The 24925-nt window shown below is 42.5% G+C and carries 20 protein-coding genes, 1 pseudogene and 2 riboswitches; of the genes and pseudogenes, 9 read left to right on the top strand and 12 right to left on the bottom strand.

Features of this window, described 5'->3' with window-relative positions:
- From Q7P97_RS00375 to Q7P97_RS00345, 7 genes and pseudogenes are all read right to left on the bottom strand, one after another.
- Positions 1-238 (bottom strand): annotated as a pseudogene (locus Q7P97_RS00375) (Zn-dependent hydrolase); the annotation flags it as partial.
- Positions 239-498: 260 nt separating this feature from the next.
- The gene (rbsB, locus tag Q7P97_RS00370; protein ID WP_303964904.1) at positions 499-1434 is read right to left on the bottom strand and encodes a ribose ABC transporter substrate-binding protein RbsB; all 936 of its coding nucleotides are present in this window, start codon (positions 1432-1434) and stop codon (positions 499-501) included.
- Positions 1435-1449: 15 nt separating this feature from the next.
- On the bottom strand, positions 1450-2391 hold the full coding sequence (gene rbsC, locus Q7P97_RS00365; protein WP_303964902.1) for a ribose ABC transporter permease: 942 nt from the start codon (positions 2389-2391) through the stop codon (positions 1450-1452).
- Positions 2378-3874 (bottom strand): sugar ABC transporter ATP-binding protein, encoded by a 1497-nt coding sequence (locus Q7P97_RS00360; RefSeq protein WP_303964899.1) that lies wholly within the window; start codon positions 3872-3874, stop codon positions 2378-2380. The genes rbsC and Q7P97_RS00360 overlap by 14 nt, the downstream gene beginning before the upstream one ends.
- A gap of 16 nt (positions 3875-3890) precedes the next feature.
- The gene (gene rbsD / locus Q7P97_RS00355) at positions 3891-4280 is read right to left on the bottom strand and encodes a D-ribose pyranase (protein WP_303964895.1); all 390 of its coding nucleotides are present in this window, start codon (positions 4278-4280) and stop codon (positions 3891-3893) included.
- Positions 4277-5155: a ribokinase gene (rbsK, locus tag Q7P97_RS00350; RefSeq protein ID WP_303964892.1), complete on the bottom strand. Its 879-nt coding sequence runs from the start codon at positions 5153-5155 to the stop codon at positions 4277-4279. Before rbsK ends, rbsD begins: the two co-directional genes overlap by 4 nt.
- Complete coding sequence (locus Q7P97_RS00345) at positions 5155-6132, bottom strand: LacI family DNA-binding transcriptional regulator (protein WP_303964889.1); 978 nt, start codon at positions 6130-6132, stop codon at positions 5155-5157. Before Q7P97_RS00345 ends, rbsK begins: the two co-directional genes overlap by 1 nt.
- A gap of 596 nt (positions 6133-6728) precedes the next feature.
- Between Q7P97_RS00345 and Q7P97_RS00340 the strand changes: the two genes are divergently transcribed.
- A complete protein-coding gene (locus Q7P97_RS00340; protein ID WP_303964885.1) occupies positions 6729-7058 on the top strand; it encodes a GRAM domain-containing protein in 330 nt (109 codons plus the stop codon).
- 128 nt (positions 7059-7186) lie between these two features.
- Here the strand turns inward: Q7P97_RS00340 and Q7P97_RS00335 are convergent, their stop codons facing one another.
- A complete protein-coding gene (locus Q7P97_RS00335) occupies positions 7187-10243 on the bottom strand; it encodes a YhgE/Pip family protein (RefSeq protein WP_303964881.1) in 3057 nt (1018 codons plus the stop codon).
- A 39-nt stretch (positions 10244-10282) separates the two neighbouring features.
- A complete protein-coding gene (locus Q7P97_RS00330; protein ID WP_303964878.1) occupies positions 10283-10852 on the bottom strand; it encodes a TetR/AcrR family transcriptional regulator in 570 nt (189 codons plus the stop codon).
- A 185-nt stretch (positions 10853-11037) separates the two neighbouring features.
- Positions 11038-11137: riboswitch (TPP riboswitch) on the top strand.
- A gap of 84 nt (positions 11138-11221) precedes the next feature.
- Here Q7P97_RS00330 and Q7P97_RS00325 point away from each other — a divergent pair.
- The 3 genes from Q7P97_RS00325 to Q7P97_RS00315 are packed head-to-tail and all read left to right on the top strand — an operon-like array spanning position 11222 to position 13778.
- Complete coding sequence (locus Q7P97_RS00325; protein ID WP_303964914.1) at positions 11222-11992, top strand: ABC transporter ATP-binding protein; 771 nt, start codon at positions 11222-11224, stop codon at positions 11990-11992.
- The gene (locus Q7P97_RS00320) at positions 11989-12741 is read left to right on the top strand and encodes an ABC transporter permease (RefSeq protein WP_303964876.1); all 753 of its coding nucleotides are present in this window, start codon (positions 11989-11991) and stop codon (positions 12739-12741) included. Before Q7P97_RS00325 ends, Q7P97_RS00320 begins: the two co-directional genes overlap by 4 nt.
- Positions 12738-13778, top strand: coding sequence for an ABC transporter substrate-binding protein (locus Q7P97_RS00315; RefSeq protein ID WP_303964873.1), 1041 nt, complete (start codon positions 12738-12740; stop codon positions 13776-13778). The genes Q7P97_RS00320 and Q7P97_RS00315 overlap by 4 nt, the downstream gene beginning before the upstream one ends.
- A 66-nt stretch (positions 13779-13844) precedes the next feature.
- Here the strand turns inward: Q7P97_RS00315 and Q7P97_RS00310 are convergent, their stop codons facing one another.
- The gene (locus Q7P97_RS00310; protein ID WP_303964871.1) at positions 13845-15359 is read right to left on the bottom strand and encodes a S8 family peptidase; all 1515 of its coding nucleotides are present in this window, start codon (positions 15357-15359) and stop codon (positions 13845-13847) included.
- Between the two features lie 288 nt (positions 15360-15647).
- Between Q7P97_RS00310 and Q7P97_RS00305 the strand changes: the two genes are divergently transcribed.
- Positions 15648-16727: a YARHG domain-containing protein gene (locus Q7P97_RS00305; RefSeq protein WP_303964868.1), complete on the top strand. Its 1080-nt coding sequence runs from the start codon at positions 15648-15650 to the stop codon at positions 16725-16727.
- 79 nt (positions 16728-16806) lie between these two features.
- Here the strand turns inward: Q7P97_RS00305 and Q7P97_RS00300 are convergent, their stop codons facing one another.
- Entirely contained in the window at positions 16807-18030 is a 1224-nt protein-coding gene (locus tag Q7P97_RS00300) for a tetratricopeptide repeat protein (RefSeq protein ID WP_303964865.1), read from the bottom strand.
- Positions 18031-18114: 84 nt separating this feature from the next.
- The gene (grpE, locus tag Q7P97_RS00295; RefSeq protein ID WP_303964862.1) at positions 18115-18705 is read right to left on the bottom strand and encodes a nucleotide exchange factor GrpE; all 591 of its coding nucleotides are present in this window, start codon (positions 18703-18705) and stop codon (positions 18115-18117) included.
- 287 nt (positions 18706-18992) lie between these two features.
- A riboswitch (Lysine riboswitch) is annotated at positions 18993-19170 on the top strand.
- A 117-nt stretch (positions 19171-19287) separates the two neighbouring features.
- On the opposite strand from grpE, the gene dapA reads away from it, so the two are divergent.
- The 4 genes from dapA to Q7P97_RS00275 all read left to right on the top strand — a co-directional run bounded on the left by dapA (position 19288) and on the right by Q7P97_RS00275 (position 24882).
- Positions 19288-20181 (top strand): 4-hydroxy-tetrahydrodipicolinate synthase, encoded by an 894-nt coding sequence (gene dapA, locus Q7P97_RS00290; protein WP_303964859.1) that lies wholly within the window; start codon positions 19288-19290, stop codon positions 20179-20181.
- 191 nt (positions 20182-20372) lie between these two features.
- Complete coding sequence (locus tag Q7P97_RS00285) at positions 20373-22094, top strand: sigma 54-interacting transcriptional regulator (protein WP_303964857.1); 1722 nt, start codon at positions 20373-20375, stop codon at positions 22092-22094.
- Between the two features lie 121 nt (positions 22095-22215).
- Positions 22216-23391 carry an iron-containing alcohol dehydrogenase gene (locus Q7P97_RS00280; protein WP_303964853.1) on the top strand — a complete coding sequence of 392 codons (1176 nt, stop codon included), beginning with the start codon at positions 22216-22218 and terminating at the stop codon, positions 23389-23391.
- Between the two features lie 33 nt (positions 23392-23424).
- A complete protein-coding gene (locus tag Q7P97_RS00275) occupies positions 23425-24882 on the top strand; it encodes a CoA-acylating methylmalonate-semialdehyde dehydrogenase (RefSeq protein WP_085428241.1) in 1458 nt (485 codons plus the stop codon).
- Positions 24883-24925: the final 43 nt, after the last annotated feature.

Here is a 24925-nt window from a genome sequence, read left to right as displayed (position 1 = left end):
AAGCTGGTGCATCATTTGCTAATCCGTCCATTCTGCCAATTAAGTTTCCAAAATGATCAATCGTTGTATGCAATCCTATTCCATCCATATACTTTTTAACATGTAAGACAGCTTGCTTATCTTCAGGTGAATGTGCGAGTCTTGATACCCCTGTCGAACCGATTTTCCCTATCTCTGCTAAACTTTGAAGATTATCATTTAATCTACCTGCATTAATCGACTTTGATAACGCTTTCATTTCAACACTCCTTCAGCCTATAATTCTTTTCCTGCTCTATTATTGATTATATATTCAAATCTGTCTATGCTCACTTGACAAAGTGTAAATATTTCGAATATAAAGGCATACAAATAGTCTAGTCTTTTTATTTTTAAATAAAGTCTATTTTTACAAGTAGAGTAGTGTTTAAGACAGTGAGGGATCAAAGCAGAGATGGATATTTTTTTCGCAAAAAAGCTCCCCAGCCATAATAGCTGAGGAGCTTCTCTACTCTATACTTACTCTTTAATTAACTCTAACTCAACTGGAATGTCCGCGTCTACGTCCTCGCCATTTAGCATAGCAACTGCCGCTTCCATTGCCTTCTTCCCAATTTCCTCAGGCTTCTGTGCAATCGTCGCTGACAACTTGCCATCTTTAACAGACTTGACTGCGTCGTCCGTAGCATCGAATCCAATTACTAGAATATCTTTACCAGCCGACTGAATCGCTTCCAATGCACCTAGCGCCATCTCATCATTATGCGCGAATACACCTTTGATGTCTGGATTTGCTTGCAAAATATTCTCCATAACCGTCAAACCTTCTGCACGGTTAAAGTTTGCTGTTTGTTTCGCAACGATATTTACTTTACCTTCTACCGCTTCGTTAAAGCCCGCTCCACGGTCACGTGCTGCCGATGATCCTGCGATACCTTCAAGCTCTGCTACTTGTGCGTTATCTTCGCCAAGTAACTCCAGCATATATTCTCCTGCCAACACGCCGCCTGCTTTATTATCCGAAGCGATGTGGGAAACTACTTCTCCACCTTCTGCACTACGGTCTACTGTAATGACCGGAATGTTCGAACTGTTTGCTGATTCTACTGCTGATACAACTGCTTCAGAATCTGTCGGGTTGATGATCAGTAAATCTACACCTTGTTGAATTAAATCTTCTACATCACTTGCTTGTTTAGATGCGTCATCTTGTGCATCTACTACTATAACTTCTGAACCTGAATCTTTTGCTTGCTCCTTCACTCCATCACTCAATGTTACGAAGAACGGGTTGTTCAGCGTGGATACGGAAAGACCAATCTTATATGCTTTGTCCCCATCTTTCGCTGTGTCCCCTTTGTCATCTGATGAAGACCCTGAACCCGGCTGATCCAATGAACAAGCTGCCATTACGAACACAACTGCCATAAGCAATAACCATTTAATATTCTTCATACACTTCTCATCTCCTTAAGCTGTTTTTTTGCGATCCAAGAGGACTGCGATTAATATAACTGCACCCTTTACGACCTGTTGGAAGAAAGAGGATACGCCAATCAAATTCAAACCATTGTTCAACACACCAATAATCAATGCACCGACTAATGTACCAACAATCCAACCACGACCGCCAGTCAAGCTTGTCCCGCCAAGTACAACGGCAGCGATAGCATCGAGTTCGAACATATTACCAGCTGTCGGTTGCGCGGAATTCAAGCGTGATGTCAAAATTAATGCAGCAATAGCCGTTAATCCACCTGCCAAAGAATACACATAAATTTTGATTCGATCGACGTTAATTCCAGAAAGACGTGACGCTTCTTCATTGCCACCTACCGCATAGACGCGGCGTCCAAACGTTGTCTTCTTCAAAATGAAATACAGCACCGCAAAGGAGATAGCCATCGTAACGACCGGAACGGGGATACCTAGAATATATCCTTTACCGAGCATTTGGAAAGTGAATGAATCACCAAGTCCTGAAATCGGTCGGCCTTCAGTATAGACCAATGTTAATCCGCGGAAAATTGTCATAGTCGCAAGTGTTGCAATAAATGGTGCGACCTTACCTTTCGCAATGATCAATCCGTTAATTGCACCGAGCAGAACACCTAATAATACACCAAGTAGCATAGCCAAAATCGGATCCATACCGCCCGACATCATACCGGCTGTTACAGCACCCGTCAGCGCGAGAATCGATCCTACTGACAAATCAATTCCGCCTGTCAAAATAACAAACGTCATCCCGAACGCAATTAGAGCGTTAATTGAAACTTGACGCAATACGTTGAACAAGTTGTTCATCGTTAAAAAGCTTGGACTCATAACTGAAATTATGACAATGATTAAAAGTAAACCAATGACCGGACCCAATTTCTGTATGGACGATTTCATATTAGTTTTGGACAACTTTGTCACCTCCTGTTGCAAAATGCATAATCCGTTCCTGTGTCATTTCTTCTTTTGGCAAGTCGGCCATCAACTGGCCTTCGTGCATGACGAGCACGCGGTCTGCCATACCGATCACTTCTGGTAATTCGGATGAAATCATCACAATCGCGACTCCACGCTCAGCCAATTCATTGATGATGCTGTAAATTTCTTTCTTCGCTCCAACGTCGACACCTCTTGTCGGTTCATCCAAAAACAGAATATCCGGCTCAATTCCAAGCCATTTCGCGATCACTACCTTTTGTTGGTTACCACCACTCAGCGACTTGACGCTTTGTTCAGGACCAGACGTGCGAACACCGAGACGTTGAGACATCGTGTCATACAACTGATTTTCTTTCGTTCGTTGAATGACTCCTGAGTTAGAAATTCGATTGAAATTGGTCAGGCACATATTTTCGCGAACGGAAAACTCAAGAATTAATCCTTCAGATTTCCGGTCTTCCGTAACGTATCCGATCCCAAGCTTTTTCGCTTGTAACGGATTCGAAATAACTACTTGCTTTCCATCAATGAAAACCTTGCCTGCAGTTGGCTTCTTAAAGCCGAAAATGGATTGAATCACTTCCGTGCGCCCGGCACCCATCAAGCCGGCAATACCGACGATTTCACCTTTTCGCACTTCAAATGATACATCTTCAAAATAGTCACTGCGCGAAAGGTTTTCTACTTTCAATTTCACATCGCCTATTTCACACGCACGTGCTGGGAATCGTTCACCTAATTCACGTCCGACCATCATCTGGACAATTTCTTCAAACGTCGTATCTTTAATATTTCGCACACCGACGTATTGACCGTCTCGCAAAATGGTAATGCGGTCGCACATCGCGAAAATCTCTTCCATTCGGTGTGATATATAAACGAATGAAACGCCTTCCGCCTGCAATGCGCGAACGGTTTTAAATAACGTTTCGATTTCACGATCCGTCAGTGCTGCAGTTGGCTCATCCATCACAATCAGTTCGGCATTAGAAGAAACCGCCTTCGCAATTTCAATAATCTGCTGTTTACCGACAGATAATTCACGCGTGATGGTACGCGCATCCACATTCAATCCTAACTTTGATAGAATCTCTTCCGCTTGACGATTCATTTCCTTCGTCTTCAAAATCCCGGTTTTACCGAATGTCTTTTCTTTACCTAAATAAAAGTTCTCCGCAACGGTTAAGTCAGGTAAAATATTAAGCTCTTGGTGAATAACCGCAATGCCTGCAGCTTCAGCTTCTTTAGCACTCTTGAACTCCACTTTCTTACCTTTGACATAGATCTCACCTGAATCACGCGTATAAATCCCAGTCAAAATCTTCATCATCGTAGATTTCCCTGCACCATTTTCGCCCATAAGCGCATGGATTTCACCTTTCACCACATCAAACTCCACATTATCGAGTACTTTATTCCCATTAAAACTTTTCGATATTCCGCTCATCGCAATCATCTCTGCTCACCCACTTTCAGAATATGACGCCCGACTGCACGATAATATTGGCGTAAGGTGTCGCTTCTCCTGTACGAATAATTACTTTCGATCGACTTGATTGTTCTTTCAATTGCTCATGTGTCAGCTCATCTATCGGACATTCTATTTGTGTGATTTCATTATAAACTGTAGGGTTCTCTACTTTTATTTCATTAGCAATATATACTTTTTCTGCTTGAAAGTCTTGTAATAGTTCAGTTAAAACCTCAGTGAATGAAGGTTTTCCAAGCGTATAGGAAAGGTCGATACATGGAACACCTTCAGGAATTGGTAGACCGCAATCCGCAATCGTCAATTGATCCGTGTGACCCATCTTAGCGAGCACTGCCGCAATATCGCGATTGATCATACCGTGCTTCTTCATCGACTTTCCTCCAAACGCGCTTTTACTTCTTCAAATGAAGGCATGCCACCTTGCGCGCCAAACTTTTCTACGGAAAGCGAAGCCGCCGCATTCGCGAAACGAACAGCTTGTTCTAATTCCATACCCGTTACAATTCCATGTGCAAGCGCTCCGTTAAACGTATCACCCGCGCCTGTGGTATCCACGACATTGGTCTTAAAGCTCTCTACGATTACATGCTTTTCTCCATCAAAGAACCGCGCGCCGTCACTACCTAGCGTAATAATCAAACGGTTCGGATACTTTTCTAATGCACTCACCATATCCATGCCGAAGATCTGCTCACATTCCGTTTCATTCGGCGTCAAATATTTGATGGATGGCATCATATCTAACTCAAAGCCTCGTGCTGGTGCAGGATTTAACATCACGGGAATATTGAGTGCTTGGCATTTCGCCAACGCATAGACAACGGTCGGAATAGGGACTTCTAGCTGAAGCATCACCAGTTTACTACGCTTGATGAGTTCCTCAATTTCGTCAATATAACCAGGTATCAACGAAGAATTGGCACCCGGAACGACAATAATCCGATTATCTCCTTCCGACAGCAAAATATTCGCAATACCGGAAGCTCCTTCAACCACACGAACACCTATGACACCGACTTTGTTTTGCTCTAGATTATTCAATATACTCGTACCGAACATATCATTCCCAACACAAGCCGCCATATGCGTTTCGCTACCTAGTCGCGCTGCCGCAATTGCTTGGTTCGCGCCTTTTCCACCCGGCACCGTATCGAACACATTTCCAAGAACCGTCTCGCCTTGCTCCGGAAAATTCTCCGTGCCGACTACCAAATCCATATTGGCACTGCCAATGACCGTTATCATCACGTCTCACTCCTTGTCGTCTCACGAATGAGCAACTCTGCCGGAATTAGTACTTCACGCTCCGTCAGCTCGTGCCCTTCAATTAATTTTATAAGCATTCTTGCCGCCATCGCACCAATTTTGTATAAGTCCTGAGCAACCGTTGTTAGGCCTGGCGTCAATTGGCCCGCTAGCATCGTTCCGTCATACCCTACGATTTGAAGCTGATCCGGTACATGCATGCCTAAAGAATACGCAGCCTTCATTGCACCTGCCGCGGTGACATCACTACTCGCAAAAATCCCATCGATCGGCACGTCTTGCAACACCTTCTTCACCATCGTCTCAGCTACTTCAAACTGGAATGGACATTCAATAATATGTGTTTCTATATCTTTCCCGCTCACAGCATCATTGAACCCAGCAAATCGATCATCTGCAGGACCTAATCCCGATGGCCCCCGCATACAAAGAATATTTTTACAGCCACTCTGTAGTAAATGCTCCGTTCCAATGCGCGCACCTTCACGGTTATCCGTCGCAATATACGGAATCGACGAATGAATTCTGCGGTCAATCGCTACGATTGGAACGTCCAAACCGGTGTAATGTTCAGCCTCTACATGACTAGTCGCCACAATAAAACCGGCTACATATTTCTGCTGAAGCGTTCGGACATAATTAATTTCCTTTTCCAAGTCTTCATCTGAATTGCATAGGATGACAGTGTATCCATACGCTAACGCGATATCTTCTATCGCGCGTGCAAGTTCCGGGAAAAATGGATTGACGATATCTGGCACAATCAACCCAATAAACGTCGATTGCTTCGTGCTGAGAGAACGCGCGATCATGCTTGGCTCATAGTTCAATTCCTCGATCGCTTTTGAAATAACTCGTTTCGCTTCTTCACTTATGTATCCTTTATTATTTAAATAACGTGAAACAGTCGCTACTGAAACCCCTGCATGTTGCGCGACATCCCGTATATTAGCCAACTATTCCACCTTCAATCTATTGATGTGTAACCGGTAACATATTTGCATGTGGTACCGGTTACACACAATGATAACAGACAAGGTTTTTTAGTGTCAATAGGGAAGTGGTTGTGGGTTTTTATGGGCGGATGGTTGGTGGGATAGAGCGGTTGTGGACTTTGATAGAGCGGATAACGCGGTGGATAGAGCGGTCGCGGACTCGTATAGAGCGGATAGCGTGCATGATAGAGCGGTCGTGGGCTCGCATAGAGCGAATAACGCGGGCGATAGAGCGGTCACGGGCTCGCATTGAGCGAATAACGCGGGCGATAGAGCGGTCACGGACTCGCATAGAGCGGGTAGCGCGGCGAATAGAGCGGTCACGGACTCGTATAGAGCGAATAGCGCGGCAGATAGAGCGATCACAGACTCACATAGAGCAGATATCACGCATGATAGAGCGGTCATGGACCAGCATAGAGCGGATACCACACCGAATAGAGCGGCTAGCCCCACTCATCTCTTCGCTAAAAGAATCAACATCACTTGTTTATACATATTTATATAGGTAAAATGGAAATGGAGTCTTCGTTACTATCCATAAAGGAGAGGTCGGTATGATAGTTTCTCATGAAAATGAAAATGTCCTATATGAAATCCCGGTAGATTTACGCAAAAGCATAGATTACGTTAGTGGGAACTTATTTATTACAGATCAACGCTTTATTTTCCAGCCAAGAAATATGCATTTCAAAAGAGACGCGATGGAATTTACTATTCAGGATATCAATAATATTGATTCGTCATATGTATTAGGCATTGTACCGAATGGTATTACCGTAGAGTTGAAGGACGGCACTACGAATACGTTCGTGTTGGAGAGCACACTGTTCGTCAAGTGTGATGATATTATCAAAACCGTTTGGAGTTTAATGGAGAACAAGTAAACATGAGGATTGCCGTGCCGATTAGTGGACAACTTTTTAAGAAGTTGCTACTGAATAGCGCGGTTTTTTTATATCAAAAAACCGTACGAAAAGTTAGAATACTAACTCTCCGTGCGGTTACCATTTCATCACATCACAATATTACTTTCCTTCGCTTTCTCAATAAACTTATCACTCGATTTATTAAAGAATTTCTTCAATCCAATTCCCACACCTAGTGATAATGCGAAATAGATGAACAGGTAGAGAATTTGTTTCCAAGCTACTGCCCAAATAATGCCTCCAATGGATTCACGCAATAAAGTGATCGCATGGGTAAACGGCATGAATGCAGAAATGCGTTGGAAGAATTCGGGTGCCATCTGGATTGGGAATGTTCCGCCTGACGCACCGAGCTGCATGACCATCAATACAATCGCGATGACTTTTCCGGTGTTACCAAATACGGATACGAGTGTGTAGACAATAGTAACGAATACAACACTAATAATTACACCGAATATTACAAAGGGCACCTTGTTCACGACGTAGACATTCATGATGAATATCTCTCCTAGCGTGACGATCAATGATTGAATGGTTCCAATTCCAGCGAAGATGATTAACCGTCCAATATACGTTTGGTAGCTCTTGAACCGTGTCTTCTCACGAATGTCCACTTTTAACGTGGAGACCATTAACAACGCACCGACCCATAATGATAGCGTCGTATAGAACGGGCTCATCGCGGAACCGTAGTTCGGAATTGGATAGAGCTCGTGCTCATCCAATACTACCGGTTCAGCGAAAAACTTACTAACACCAGTAGGATCTGTTGCGAGAACATCCAATAATCTATCCAAGTCGCCGTCTTCTTCTAATTTACGGATCTTCTCCGCCATTGTTTCAATCGTTTCACGCGCTTCTGGGAAGTACTTCTCCGCTTTCGCTAAATCCGTTTTCCCTAGCGCAACCCCTGCTTCTGCTTTTTCAAGTGCCGTACGCAAACGTGGAATCCGTCCATTCACTTCATCCAATACGTCGGACACATCATATAACGCATTCGTTGCGTCACGCATCGCCGACTTATACTTTCTTGTCAAATCACTGTTGACGAAATCAATAGCTTCCCCAACCGAGTGATCCAATTCTCCGGATACGCGATCAACTTCAGCTAAATGTTTCTTTCCATTCGCTTTTGATTCATTGATTCGACCAACCAATCCGTCTACAGATGAATTGGCAGATGATAAACTGTCTTGCACCGTTTTGATGCGTTCAATTTCTCCTGAAAGCTTGTCGGAATGAATGAACTTCTCTAAATCTGTTAGTCCACTTGTAATTGATCCAATTGCAGACAGCCCATTATCGATACGATCCACCATCGTTTGAAGTACGCCAATCGTAACCTTTGGATCTTCTGCTGTCTCTAACAATCCTGCAAGCTTCTCGTCAATTTCTGTCTTGGAGGCTTGGAGTTCATTGAATCGATCACGCAATCCTTCATCAAAAATCTGGAGTTGTTCAATTGCATCTGTAATCGCCTTTTGGCTATTCGCATCAAATTGATTTCGCGCATCTACAATCTTTTGCTCGCTAGCTTCCAACTGTCCTTTTAGTTGATTCAACAACTCAAGACTTGGCTTTTCGCCTTTATTGATGGCGGCTTGCACTTTGTCAATGACTTGTTTAGTCGATACTAACTGTTCTCTTAATGAAACAAATTTTTGTCCCAAACTAGCAATTCTATCACTACCGGTTACTTTTCCAGCGGCTTCAAGAACTGAAATCACTGTATCCGTTTTAGCGATTTGATCTTCAATGGCAGTGGACATACTGTCGAGCTGTTCTTGGAATTGGCTGAAATCGATTGACTCCCGCTTATCAATTAAGCCTTGCACAACTTTCTGCGCATTCGTATTTACTTCCGTTGCACGGTCAAGCAAGCTTGTAATATTCACAGAAAGCTCTTTCAACTGCTTCATCAACTTTTCCGTTTGAGGAGACAAGATATTTTCATAATTACCTTTGATTTTATCCATATCTTCAGCGAGTTTGTCTGACAGCGCCTGTGTTTGCGTGATCAAATCCGTCGCTGGATTCTTACCACTCTGTAAATCAGAAATAATAGTTTCCAAGTTCTTTTTCAAACGACTTAAATCCGCCACGCTGTCGCTCAAAGAACTCTGCAAGTCTTTAATATTGGATGAATCTTTTAAATTCTGATCCTGTTTCTTCAAATAATCATAAATATCATCTAATCTAGCATTTGTATCTTCCAATTTACCTTGCTTATCGCGTAGCGAATCGACGATACGATCTACATCTTCCCCTTTACCTGACAGTTCACTCGTCAGATCAGGCACTTTACGGAATGCGGTTTGCGCACTCTCCAAGTTAGATGTAATGACCCGCAATGTATTATCCACGGTCTTTTCATTCTCTTGCAACTTGCTGATCAATCGTGCATTCAGTTTTTTCGCATTCGCATGCACCGCATTGACATCATCCAGCACCACATCCACACGATCAATAGAAGAATCCGCGAAATTCAACCCTTTATCCACTAGCTGCAATTTCGAATAAATGTCAGGAATATCATATTCCAGTTGATAAACTAAATCGCGTAGCTTTTCGATATTGACACGGTTGTTTTCCAGTTCCACTCCTAGATTATTAAATACTTTGATCACGGCTTTGTTCGCTTGTTCAACGAATGTGCTATCGATATTCTCTACTATAGAAGATGCGCCCTTGCCTGCTACTTTTGGAGAAATCGCATTAATCTTTTCATTGATATAATAATCCAATGTCGGTTGTTTAATGTCGTCTGTAACGATACTGCTTAAATTTTCCGAGAAGTTCTTAGGTATGATAATCGCAGCGTAATAGTCTCCGTGCTTAACACCTTTTAAGGCTTCGTCTTTCGTCACGAACTGCCAGCCGAGATCATCATTCTTGGTCAGCGAGACGATTACTTCATCTCCGACATTGAATTCCTTACCCTCAATTTCTGCGCCTTCATCTTCACTGACAATTGCTACTGATACGCCTTTCGTATTGGAATATGGATCCCACGAAGCCAGAATGTTCATCCAGGCATAGAGCGACGGTAGAAATGCAATGGCCGCAATGACGATGAGCGCCGCTTTATTCTTGAATATATTCCGGAGATCTCGTTTGACTATAAACAATATTTTATTCATGTAGTATAAACCCTCGCTCTGTATTCCGACATTCGCACATTACACCAATAGACTAGAGAAAATCGTATAGTTCAACACATCTGTGATTTGCTCCTCAGTCAGCTGGTCATCATGCGTTTTCGACCAATCCACTACTAGCGCCAAATAAGATTTGAATAATAAATACGCGATCAATTCGCTATTACAGGGCTTCAATTCACCTTTGGCAACACCGCGTTCAATCTTACTAGCAATAAACTCCAATATTTCTTTCTCTATAGAAGTTAACACTTCCCCGACAGCGGGTGTGCGTAATTCTTTCTCCTCTTCAATTAGCTTTATGAATAACTGATGCGACTCACGAAACTTCAATAATTGCATAATACGCGCATGGGCATTTTCTTGAAAAGATGCTCCTTCAATGGCCGTTCTTTCCGACGCCTCTTTCATCTCACTCACCATATTCCAAACAATCGAATGAAACAATTCTTCTTTATTCGAGAAAAAAGTATAGATAGTACCTTTCCCTACATTCGCAATTTTCGCCACTTGGTCCATTGTCGTCGCCTTATAACCAAACATCGTAAACGATTTTGCAGCCGCCAACATGATTTCTTCCCTACGATCCATTATGACACACCCTTCGAAATTGACCGTAATACTATTTCGGTCTGATAGTCATTATACTACATAAATTTTCAAAGAAATGCAAGATACTTGTTATTAATGAATGAAAAGAATTGTTTTATTGACATTCAAAATATTTACTGAATTAAAGTTGACTACTTTACTAGAATATGAAACGATAAGACATGGATAAACACTAGGGGTGCTTATGCTGAGAGAGGCTTATTTGCCTTAACCCTTAAACCTGCTCTAGATAATGCTAGCGGAGGGAAGTGGACATATGACCGGTCTTGGCCGAACTATGCAACCGCTTCGCACCAAAGAAGTGGTTTTTTTGTGTGGATTTTTGAAGAAAAGAGAAGTGAAAAGAATATGCCCAATAAAATTTTAGAGTTTATCGATGTATCCTTTCATTATCAAGCAACCAAAGCTTCAAAACCTACTGCTATTTTTGATCAAGTTGATTGGCATGTAAATGATGGTGAATTCGTCAGCATCATTGGACCAAGTGGTTATGGGAAGAGTACGTTGTTCCGATTAGTTACTGGCCTTGAGAATCCTGACAGTGGAGAGATTTCATTGAACGGTAAAGTCGCAACGAAGCGTTTAGGAAAAGTCGGTTATATGCCGCAGCAAGATTTACTCATGCCTTGGCGAACCATTCTAGAAAATGTTCGATTGCCAGTGGAACTCCAAAGTGCCAAAACGACTTCCGATGAGATGATCCAGCTACTTGCGGACTTTGGGCTAGCCGGTGAAGAAAACTCTTACCCTGGCAACTTATCAGGTGGTATGCGTCAACGTGTTTCCTTTTTACGAACGATTCTAACCGGTTCTGATATTTTATTGCTGGACGAGCCTTTTAGCGCGCTCGACGCCATTACCCGCTTGACGATGCAAGAGTGGCTAATTGATCAGTGGAAGAGGCTCGATAAAACCATTGTCTTCATCACCCATGATATCGACGAAGCATTATTCCTATCTGACCGTATCTTTGTACTTGCTGAAAAACCTGTGAGGACCATCCGCGAAGTAGTCGTTCCTCTTGGTCGACCACGTACGATGAGAGACTTAGCACGCCCGGAACTGGTTGAATTAAAGCAGCAACTCATCAGGGAGCTACGTTCGGAGGGGCCACTATGAAAAAGATTACTTCTTATAGTAGCTCCATACTTTTCGTCGCGATCTTACTTAGCATATGGGAAATCGGAGCGCGTCTATACGATAAAAGCTTCTTATTCCCGTCCCCATCTGCGATTCTACTCAGGTTATGGAAACTAAAGTCAGGGCTGTTTATCCATCATTTACCTCCGACAGCAGCAACAATAGTAATTGGCCTAACTATTTCGATACTTATCGGATCGGCACTTGCGATCGCGATGTACAGCAAGAAGCCTATCGAGCAAGCGTTTTATCCACTTTTGATTGCGTCACAGACGATTCCCGTCATTGCGCTTGCACCGATTTTCGTGCTGTGGTTCGGCTACAGCATATGGGGTAAAGTCGCAGTCACTGTACTGATCACATTTTTCCCCATCACTGTCAGTGTATTCGATGGTTTGCGTTCATCGGATAAAAACTTACGTGAATTAATGCTAACGATGGGTGCGTCTGCAAAGGATATTTTCTTTAAACTGGATCTTCCTTCCGCCCTTCCTTCCTTTTTCTCTGGACTCAAAGTGGCGGTCACACTCAGCGTGATCGGTGCTGCAATCGGAGAATGGCTTGGCGCACAGGCGGGTCTTGGATATTTCAGCAGAAGAATGATGACCCAATTCGATAGTGCGGCTGTATTTGCACCAATCGTTTTACTATCTGCTGTAGGCATTATCTTCTTTCTACTTGTCGTTTTATTGGAAAAATACTTTTTACGATGGAGGAACTACGAATGAAAAAACGATTGCTACTTGGCGTGACCTTTCTTCTTTTGCTAGTCGCTGGCTGCAATAATGATGCAACCTCAGTAGATACGGAAGAGTCACAGAACGATGATAAGAAAAAAGTCAGTATTATGCTCGACTGGTACCCGAATGCAGTACATAGCTATATTTATGTGGCACAGGAAAAAGGTTATTTCAATGATGAGGATGTCGAAGTTGATATTCAATTCCCTGCCAACCCAACTGACCCAATGAATTTAACAGCGGCAGGAAAGGTGACACTAGGATTGTACTACCAACCTGACGTCATTTTGGCTCAAGCGAATGAAGATATTCCTATAAAAGCGGTCGCATCTGTCGTACGTGAACCACTGAACTACACGGTCATGCTGGACGACAGTCCCATTCAATCGCCGAAGGATCTAGAAGATCTGACGATTGGTTATCCTGGGATTCCACTCAACGAAGCTTTGATCAAAACAATGATCACAAATGATGGTGGCGATTACGACAAAGTGAAAATGATTGATGTTGGATTCGAACTAGAATCTTCATTAGTTTCTGAACGTGTTGACGCCGTGACGGGAACATTCATTAATCACGAAGTGCCTGTTATGAATGCTAAAGGGTTCAAAACACGCTACTTTAACCCCGTAGAATACGGTGTTCCAAACTACAGTGAAATTGTTTTGTTAACGGGTAACGATACGTGGGAGAAGGAACATGACGCCATTCTAGCCTTTTGGAGAGCCGCACAAAAAGGCTATAAATTCATGGTGGAACAGCCTGAAGAAGCACTGGATTTGTTGCTTAGCAACCAAGATCAAGCGAACTTCCCACTCGACAAAGCCATTGAGAAGGAAAGCTTGAGTATTTTATTACCGAAGATGGATACAGGTGGAGAACCCTTTGGCCAGCTTGATGAAAAGTCATGGGAAGAAGTACGCGATTGGCTTCATGAGATGGAGTTAATCAAAACGAAACCAAATGCGGAAGATATGATCATAGATATCAGTTCTAAAGAAATATTTTCTAACGTAACAAAGTAAAATAAATAAAAGGCTATTGCGTAAGTCTACATGACTTATCGCAATAGCCTTTTTGGGTCTATAGAATTAATCCGGCATGACCGTAAACTTCACAACCACTGATTTCTTCAGCGCCACACCTTTTGTATTCTTCAATCCTTGATCCACGCGTAAATAATGAACACCTAATTGCCATTCATTATGGGGTGTGACAAGTAATTGCTGAGGATCTGTAGGATTCAATTTTGCGGTAAAACCTTCTATGCGTTCTGTGCTATTTGGTAGATGTGTAATATAAATATGCCCGCTGTAGTCTTTGCCAAGTACTAGTTCATTAGTAAATTTGATTTTGAATACCTTGTTCTTTTTCACAACTAAGTCAGGGAAATCACCAACAAAATCCTTTGGCTGATTTGGATTGGCGGCAGTTGGCAACGCATAGCTAAGTCGTTCTAAATTTAATAGTCCTGACCCGAAATAATCATCTTTACCCGGAAGCCCTAAGTCTGTCGCAGTCATTTCAAGTAACTCTCTGATTTCAGTTGGTTTGGCTTCCGGTTGCAAGGACTTCACCAAAGCCGCTGCACTTGCCACCATAGGTCCCGAGAAAGAAGTTCCACTCACTGATTTATACGTGTTATTAATGTACGTGGTAGATATTACCGCGCCTGGCGCAACCAAGCCGACTTGAGAATTAAAGTTTGAAAACGAAGCCCTTTGATTTTTGCTATCGGTTGCTCCCACTGAAATTACGGAAGGATAGGATGCAGGAAACATCACGGAATTGCCTTTTTCAGCGTCGTTTCCTGCAGATGCCACGACTGTGATTCCCGACTCGAGTGCTCGTTGAATCTCTTTCTCTTCTAGTTGGGACGGCTGGCTACTACCATAACTCATGTTGATCACATCGACTTGTTTCATAATCGCATAGTCAATCGCTTTGATACTATCCGATACTTTGCTAGTTCCATTCAAGTGGGAGATTTTCAATGGTAACACTTTCGTGTCGTATGTTCCCGCAAGACCTGCTACACCTATGTGATTCCCTGCCCTCGCAGCAATGACTCCCGCTACAGCCGTTCCGTGTCCATTGACGTCCTGAACATTCGTATTGTTAGCGTAAAAGTTATAGCCTCCTGGCTGAATTCTTCCTTGCAGATCTTCATGTCGGATATCAATACCTGAATCCAAAACTGCCACAACTGTATTCTTCTTTTGTTCTGTCACTCTTGACCAAATTAACTGTGGTCTCAGTTGCGGTATCCACCACTGCTTCACAAAAATAGGATCATTGAGGTCGATATGTGAATAGCGCTCGTAATTTGGTTCAACATGTAACACATTGGGATCCTCAAGTAATTGTTCTTTCATTAAAAGCATCTCTGCGGAATCTGTAAAACTCCATAATTCCACTTCGTCTGATATCGTTTCACGACTTTCAACGGCTGGTAGCCCTTCATCTATAGAAAACGATTGTCGACTTTCTTCGTACTCAACCAATAGTTCATTGGGTACTACATCCGCACTGACCACTCCTTGAAATCCAAGTACCGTTAACCATACGATACAAAAAACCAACACGACATGCCGCTTCCTTCTCATGTGCATCTCCTTCTCTTCCCTGGCCCCTACTTAGCTAATACAGGATTCTTTTATACTATTATAGCTTGTACATTTCTAATTATATACAGCAAACGCTGAATATAGTACTAGATAAAAAACATAACTTGAAATTCAGATTTCCTAAATATGCCATTCGTTCACTATCCTTGTATAACAACTTTCCTTACGTCTAGAATAATCCGGCCAATCATAGTATAATCTTGACTACATTGGTATCTACTCTAGTTTCCAAAAGAGAGAGCCATAGCATGAAGTAGGAGAATTAAAATGAAAAAATGTCCAATTTGTAATGAAATGAATGATAAGCAGCAAGAGTTTTGTACAAACTGTAAAGCATCTCTTGCGTCACGTCGTTTGAATAAAAAACGTTCTATATGGAAAACACCACACTACCCAATTGTATTAATTGTTGTCGTGCTTGTAGCGATCATGGGCTACTACACTATTGAAAGTAAATATGGAAGGCATGCTACAACAGAGAAATTCATTACGGCATTGATCGAGCAGGACCGCGATACATTGAAAGAATTGATTGTACCGAAAGACAGTCGGATTGCGATTAACGCAGATAGTGTGCAAGCATTGCTAACGTTGGTCGAGAAAAACCCTTCCATCGTACAAGTAGTGGAAAACCACTTACACGAAAAATCCGAAGACGGTATGTTTTCCATACGTGCAGCTGGTAAACGATTGGGTCTTTTCCCGCGCTACACAATCAACCCAGTAGGCTATATCGTTAAAGTACAATCGATCGGGGACGAAACGGTATTGTCCATCCATGATGCAGAAATGGGCTATATCAAAAAGCGGAAAGAACATGCTGAATTTGGCCCTTTCATGGCGGGAATCTATCCAATAAAAATGACAACGACTTTGGATGACGATACAGTACGTGAAGAAATTCAGGCGAATGTCTTTGGGGCGAAACAAACTGTTCATCTAGATTTTGATTCCATTAAAGAATTGGCTATCGCGGCCAACACAGATGTAGAAAAGGATAATGATCTGCCCGTTGTTCAAAACGACATTGTAAAAGAAGAACCTGTCGAGACGATCATTGTCAAAGAGATTATTAAAGAAGTCCCAGCTGACGTTCCAAAGGATCATTTCATCATTTCATACAGCGGAGACGTGTACCTCGATAAATCCGATTTAAAAGGATTATCTAAAGACGACTTGCGTTTGGCGCGCAATGAAATATACGCGCGACACGGCTATGTCTTTGAATCAAAGGAATTACAAAACTACTTTGGTTCGCAATCTTGGTATACTCCCGATCCATCGTTCAATGGAAAGATGGCGGAATGGGAGAAGCACAATGTGGAACTGATTAAGTCGCATGAATAAAAACAGGAGCAATCGAAAGAGTCGGATGACTTCCTTGATTGCTCCTGTTTTCCGTAGTTAAGTGCGGACACAAGCCAGTTTAGCTCGCTTGTTCCATGTCTTCACTACTCTCACCTTCTTCTATTAACTTCTTCATCGCTTTCGCTTCATACGTAACCCAATCGACATTCGGTTTGCTAATTAATTCATCTAGAATGACCGTTGCCTCAGCATTCTTATCAAGCTGCCATAATGCGCGACTCTCTTGCAAGCGCATCCCTTCTCGATAAGGGGACTCTTTATAATGCTCACTTTCTTCTTTATAGAAAGCTTTCGCAGCATTGACGACTTGTTCATACTTCTGCTCGCGTAAATAACTTGATGCTAAGAAGTACGACGCATCGTCTGTAAAGTAATCACTATCTTCAGTGCGCACAGCATACTCTAAATAAGCCACTGCCGCAGGGAAATCTTCATTCAGATACTGCTTATATCCTTCGTTATAATACATTCTCGCATCTTCATTCGATACGAATTCAGGTTCAGTTTCCTCTTCAGGTTCTGGTTCTGCAGCAGGCACTTCTACTGGCTCTTCTTTCACCGGTTCAGTCTCTGTTATGGCTGGTTTCTCAACCGGCACAGTAGTCGGCAACTCACTAGCTGTATCGGGCTGCGCCAGTAAGTTGGCAATTAACCATACGACGAAGACTAATAAAACCGTTGCAATGCCGGCGAATAAAGCCGCAGCACCCTTTTTCAACTTGCGTTTCGGCTTCGGTTTTGGCACTGGACGAGCAATATCCGGACGTGGAGGCTCTGCCGCCACGACACGTTTGATGGTCGGATCATCGAGTACATGCAAAGGTAATCCAACCGTATAGCGTGATAGGGTACCTGCTTCATAACGTGCCACCAGAATGGTTTTCATACGATATAATTCAATTGGAATCGGCATTTTTCCTGCCATTTCCATGGCGTTATCTACTATATGTAGGATGTTTTCGGTATAGCCCAATTCAATTTCAGATACAGCGTAGTTATACTCAGCGATCACCTTTGTATAGGTGTCCCAATTACTAAGAATTACTTCTTCTAGCTTAGCAACATGAGGCTCCTCGCTATCGAGTTCTTTCAAGTACGCCAATGCCACATGCAGATTGCCGACTTTACTCTCAAGCAACGCTTTATGCCAGAGTATTTGCTTTCGGTTCACACTCAGCTTTTCAAGTTCTCGGATCGTATCAAGCGCCATCGTGTAACGCTTCTGGCGTATCTCCTGTTGCATTTGCTGAATCAACATAGGAATGTTAGTGAATGAACTCATCGAATCACCTCCACCTACTTAATGGGCAAACGCAGTGACTGAGCCATTGATCGTTTGTATTGCTTGTCATACACGTTCCCCCTTTTACATAACTGTTTTCACGAGTGCATCTTGAATAACTTGTCCTTCTATTGAAAAGGCTCTGCGAAATACAGCCGCTACTTTGAATCGCTCAATCCCTGGTGCATCTTCAGCAGGTATAGTGCCGACCGCTTCCATAAAGCTTTCATCGAAATATTCATCATAAACCGGTAACTCTTGTATACCCATCTCCTCAAGCAAACGATGCGCTTGGTCAATTACGGTATCCAATTGTGAGACTAAATCGATCGACTCCGGGTCCACCGTCTGACGTACATCTTCGAATAATGTAAAGATCTCTACTGCCCGTTTCGCCATATGTACACGGTCTTCAAACGCTTCGTCCTGCAAACGAGTAATCGCTTCATCAACCGGCAAGACGGCTTGATTGCTTTCAAGCAATTCTTCTAGCGACCGGAAACTCGTTGATGTGAATTGCTGAAACTGCTTCAAATCTTCTTGCGTAACCGGCTTCTCAATAGGATCTACTTCAAAATCTTCAATAGTTATTTTCTCCAGCTGCAATAATTCCTTATCCAATATGCGCTGCAACTCTTCCGGCCTGTTATCCGCGGACTCATGTATAGTACTCATCGAATTCCCCTTTTCGAAAAAACATATGTAATTCTCAATCAAGCAAGAAAAGCCCAGTCTACTCTCAGGCTATTATACTGATAAGATAGCACTTTTTAGGGTCTAACACAATACTGGGCCATGAATTGTCGGAGGAATGGGACGTCTTGCATATATGGGGTGACAGGTTGTTACAATATGTTCCATATGTAGACAGGTAATTCAAATAAAAAAGTTAAGGTTGCTATTTCTTCAGATACCAAGTACAGTAGGGGTAATTAAACTTTCACTTATTTCGATAATTCGGAAATAAGGATAGAGGCGCAAAAACCATTAGTACACAATCAGAGAATCATGAGGTTCTGTGAAGATTGTCGAAAGGGGAATTTGCCGAAGCTGCGAGACGCTCATGATCTCCAAGCTGATTCTGGACTGAACAAGTGCAGGATTGTCATATGGGAAACTGTATGGTGGGCTATCTCGTGCAAAGAAATAATTCATTATTTCAACGCAACAGCGAGCCTTCGTTGTTGCTTTTTGCGTTCAATTACGTATCGCCCCCACCTCTATGTTTTTTAATAAAATGATAGGATGTGGAGAATAATGAATTTTGGATCAGTTATGACAGCGATGGTAACTCCGTTTGATGAAAGAGGAGACATCGATTACCCAGCAACGAAAAATCTAATCAATCACTTACTAGCCAATGGAACAGACGCATTAGTCATTGCAGGCACGACTGGAGAATCGCCTACACTTACAGCAGAGGAGAAAGTAGAACTATTCAAGTTCACCGTCCAAACGGTAGCAGGTAGAGCACCTGTCATTGCAGGAACCGGAACGAATAGCACGAGAGAATCTATCGATTTAACGATCCAAGCGGAAGAAACCGGTGTCGATGGAATTATGCTAGTCGTCCCTTACTACAACAAGCCTTGTCAGGAAGGACTGTACCAGCACTTCAAGACGATTGCACAAACTACGACATTACCTGTCATGCTATATAACATTCCAGGACGTAGTGCAGTCAATATGTTGCCAGAAACCGTTATCCGGTTAGCTAACGACGTGTCGAATATTACGTCCATTAAAGAAGCAAGCGGTGATCTGGAAGCCGTTGCAGCCATCATTGAACATACTGGCGATGATTTCTTTGTCTATACAGGAGACGATGCTTCTACACTTCCTGTATTAGCCATTGGTGGAACAGGCATTGTGTCAGTTTCTGCGCACATTATAGGTAACGAAATGCAAGAGATGGTACAGAACTTTAAAACCGGTAACACAAAGCAAGCAGCAAAAATCTATCGTGGTTTATTGCCAATCATGAAAGCAATGTTTGCTGCACCTAACCCTTCTCCAACAAAGGCCGCACTGAATTTACTAGGCGTACCTGTCGGCGGAGTTCGTTTACCGATGATCGCTTTGCCTGAAAACGAAGTGGCGGCATTGAAGGAATTGTTAGCCCTTGAAGACAATGCTACGATTGGATTGTAAAAGTAAAGAATAGAAAATACGCTGCCTCAGAAAACTACTACTTGTGGATTTTCTGAGGCAGCTTTTTGTATCCACAAGTAAAGCCTGTTTAAGATATGTACCTCCCTTCAAACGAACTCAGTACAAACTATGTAATAGATACGCTATACTGTGTAATAATCGATGAAAATAGATACATCATGGAGGCTTTTATGTTTAACGATTCATTTATTAATACACTCATACAGTTAGAAAATGATAAAAAGTGGATGTCTGTAGCAAATTGGATGAATGAAAATCCCCCAGTTATCCAACTAGATCAGACGTTGCTAGAAGCAGCTAAAGTACTGAAAGAATTGAAAATCGAGATTCTCCCTATCGTTGATCCACAATATAAGCCGGTCGGCATCATTACCGCTAACCATATACTCGAAGCATTCGTCAACGGCCGTAATAAGCACACAACACTGGAGCATATAGTACCTATGCAAGTAGCTACAGTAGACGAACATACATTATTGAATGAACTCCCTTTCGATCCAGACCATACAACTGTCTATGTTGTAAATAACAATCAAGGCATCTTCATAGGTCTGTTAACTCAAAAAGAAATCGTCAAAGGGCTATCTGCATTGATCGAAAGTTATATAAAAAATGAAAAGGTCTCTGATATTTTAACGGTCATTCTAGAAAAAGCATATGAAGGAATTGCTGTCGTCGATGAGTTCGGTATGATCATCGAATTCAATGAAGCTTACAGTAAATTCACCGGTATCCCTAGATCTGAAGCAATCGGACGACATGTCACAGAAGTAATTGAAAATACAAATCTACATGAAACCGTGCAAAAAGGTATGCCAGAGAGAGGCGTTCTCCAAAATATTCAAGGGCAAGATATGGTCGTTCACCGCATTCCCATTTGGAAAAACGGTAAAGTAGTCGCAGCAATCGGTATGTTGATTTTCGAAGGTGTTTCAGACATTTATCGCATTTATGAGCGGTTACAACTACAGAAAATTATGGCCGATACTGAACTTCCTCCCCTATCCCCTGAAGGCTTTTCCAGTCTCAATCAAATTATAGGGACGAGCGAAGCGATATCCGACTTAAAGAGAAAAGCACGTACTGCCGCTCGAACACAAGCTGTCGTTTTATTGTACGGCGAAAAAGGAACAGGTAAAAACGCATTTGCAGAAAGTATTCATCAGTTAAGTCCAATCGCATCCAAACCATTTACAACTATATACTGCAAAGTACAAGCATCGCAAAATGTGGAAGAACAACTTTTCGGCCCGCATGGAATCCTCCATTCGGGAAAACCAAGCACGCTTTATTTACAAGATATAGATGCTTTATCTATGAATATACAGATGGAATTATTGGAGTTTCTAAAACAAGCGCCAGAAGATTTCCCTGTCCAACTAATCATTTCGTCTACACAAGACTTACACGAATTAGCCGAAAGAGATGCTTTTAGTTCCGAGTTATATGCCAAATTAAATCCACTGCAGCTCTCTATTCCTGCGCTTCGTAATAGGAACGAGGACATCCCCTATCTACTGTCACATTATATGCAGGAAATATGTTTCACACATAAAATACCCGAGAAGTCATTCTCTACTACCGCTGTAACGTATTTAATGAATTATCAATGGGAAGGAAATATTGAGGAATTGATAGATGTGCTAGAAGACTTAGTAAGCATTGTTGATTCCGATAGTATTGAGGAGGCTGATTTACCGCAACATATTCTGGATGGACAAAATTTAAGTACGTTAGAAGACTTCAGAGAAAAACAAGATGCAGAAGAAAAAAAGATTATAGTAAATTTATTGGATCAAACAGAAGGAAATAAATCCAAGACAGCTGAACTGCTTGGAATACACAGAACTACATTATATAAAAAATTAAGAAAATTTAATATCTTGACCTGAGTGTAGCGTAGGTGCTACACTCAGGTTACAAAATAAAAGTGTAGCCTTAACGCTACACTTTTTCTTGTTCTACTGTAAAAGACACTATAGTACAGGAAATACAATTTAAGGAGCTGACCTAATGGAAACTTGCAAAACGTTTCAAATGCCCCCTACTATTCTGTATCAACAACATTCGTTTGAACAGATTGGGGAAAAAGCCACACTCCTCGGTAAAAAAGCGCTGATCATTAGCGATCAAATCATGCAAAAACTCGGTTACGTAGAAGAATGCCAACAGAAATTATCTTCTCACACTATTGAAAGCGCTATCTTTCTCGGTGTAGCTTCCGAACCGAATGATCAATATGTAGATGAAGCACTTCAATTATATACAGATGAAAAATGCGACCTCATTATTTCATTGGGTGGCGGTAGTTGTATCGATACGGCGAAAGCGGTTGCAGTAGTCGCGACGAACGGTGGGAACATCGAAGACTACGTGGGTTTGAAGAAAGTTGCGCAGATTGCGCCTGTTCCTCACATCGCCATTCCAACTACTGCAGGTACGGGTTCAGAAGCTACGGACGTAACGGTCATTACGAATTCAGCAACTAAAGTGAAAATGATGATCAAACAACCTGCTTTCATGCCAAATGTTGCGATTGTTGATCCATTGCTAACTCTGTCTTCCCCACAAAAAGTAACAGCTGCAACAGGTGTAGACGCACTGAGTCATGCAATTGAAGCTTACATATCCAAAAAAGCACATCCTATGACAGATATCATGGCCTTATCCGCCATCCAATTAATCTCAAAGAATTTATATAGAGCATTCACGGACGGTCAAGACATTGAAGCAAGAGAAGGCATGTCACTCGCTGCCCTTCAAGCAGGAAGCGCATTTTCAAACGCGTCTGTTTGTCTAGTCCACGGCATGTCCCGACCAATCGGTGCGCTCTTTAATGTACCGCACGGCTTCTCTAACGCGATGCTCTTACCTGCCGTTCTAGAGTATAGTAAAGATTCATGTATCGATAGACTGGCAGATATCGGTCGTATCTTCTCTTCCGACGCGACACAGTTGTCAGATGAAGAAGCGGCAGAAGTGGCTGTGCAATCCGTTAAGGACTTATGTAAAGCACTAGACATTCCGAATCTTGAAACATGGGGTATCCCACGCGAAGAATTTGTAAGCGCTCTCGAAAAAATGTCTAAAGACGCGATCGATAGTGGAAGTCCCGGTAACAACCCAAAAGTTCCTTCAGAAGACAAAATCGCAGACTTGTATCAAGTGTGCTATGAATACCAATTTTAATTTGACACGTAATTACACTAGGAGGTCATATACATGACAACAGCTATTAAAACAGTACAAAACTATATTAACGGTGAATGGGTATCCGCTACGACGGACCAGACAGAACCTGTATACAATCCTGCAACAGCAGAAGTAGTGGCACATGTTCCTATTTCAACAAAAGAAGATTTAGATACTGCCATACAAGCAGCGAGTGAAGCATTCGTAACGTGGAAGGAAGTACCTGTTCCACGTCGCGCACGTATCCTATTCAAGTACCAGCAACTATTAGTTGAACATTGGGATGAACTTGCCCGCATTATCACAGTTGAAAATGGCAAAAACTTTACCGAAGCGCATGGTGAAGTGTTACGTGGGATCGAATGTGTGGAATTCGCAGCTGGAGCACCTACTTTAATGATGGGAGATAACTTGCCATCTGTCGCAACGGGTCTAGAATCTGGAACATATCGCTACCCAATCGGCGTGATCGGCGGCATTACACCGTTCAACTTCCCGATGATGGTACCATGCTGGATGTTCCCGATGGCAATCGCAACAGGAAACACATTTGTACTTAAACCATCCGAGCGTACACCGATGCTAGCAAACCGCCTAGCTGAACTACTTGAAGAAGCCGGCTTGCCAAAAGGTGTATTCAATATCGTACACGGTGCACATGACGTAGTAAACGGCATCCTTGATCACGAAAAGATTGCAGCGATTTCATTCGTAGGATCTCAGCCTGTTGCAGAATATGTGTATAAACGCGGTACAGATAATCTAAAACGTGTTCAAGCACTGGCAGGAGCGAAAAACCACTCGATCGTATTGAAAGACGCAAACTTGGACAACGCGGCTACACAAATCATCAACGCAGCATTTGGATCCGCTGGAGAACGTTGCATGGCTTGTTCTGTCGTTGCAGTTGAAGACGATATCGCAGACGAATTTGTTGAGCTATTACTTAATCGAGCAAATGAACTGACAATCGGTAACGGTTTGGACGAGGGAATCTTCCTAGGGCCTGTCATTCGCGATGCGCATAAAGAACGTACAGAACAATACATTGCAACTGGAGAAAAAGAAGGCGCTACAATGATTCGCGACGGACGTACAGATGATGCTGCGAAAGAAAAAGGATACTTTGTCGGACCTACAATCTTTGACAACGTAACGAGCGAAATGAAAATTTGGCAAGACGAAATTTTCGCCCCTGTCCTCTCCATTAGCCGCGTCAAAGACTTAGATGAAGCCATCCAGTTATCCAATAAATCCAATTTCGGTAACGGCGCTTGTATTTTCACAAGAGACGGTGGAAATGTACGCAACTTCCGCGAAAACATCGATGCGGGCATGCTCGGATTAAACATCGGCGTTCCAGCTCCGATGGCATTCTTCCCGTTCTCTGGTTGGAAAGATTCATTCTACGGAGATCTTCATGCGAATGGTAAAGACGGATTGAACTTCTACACGCGTCAGAAAGTACTTACGGGGCGTTGGGAATAAGCAACAGACTACTTGATTCGTTTACAATTAAATAGCACTTCAA

It is taken from the genome of Sporosarcina ureae (assembly GCF_029267015.1).
Taxonomy (GTDB): domain Bacteria; phylum Bacillota; class Bacilli; order Bacillales_A; family Planococcaceae; genus Sporosarcina; species Sporosarcina ureae_D.
This window is presented reverse-complemented; position numbering and strand designations above follow the sequence as displayed.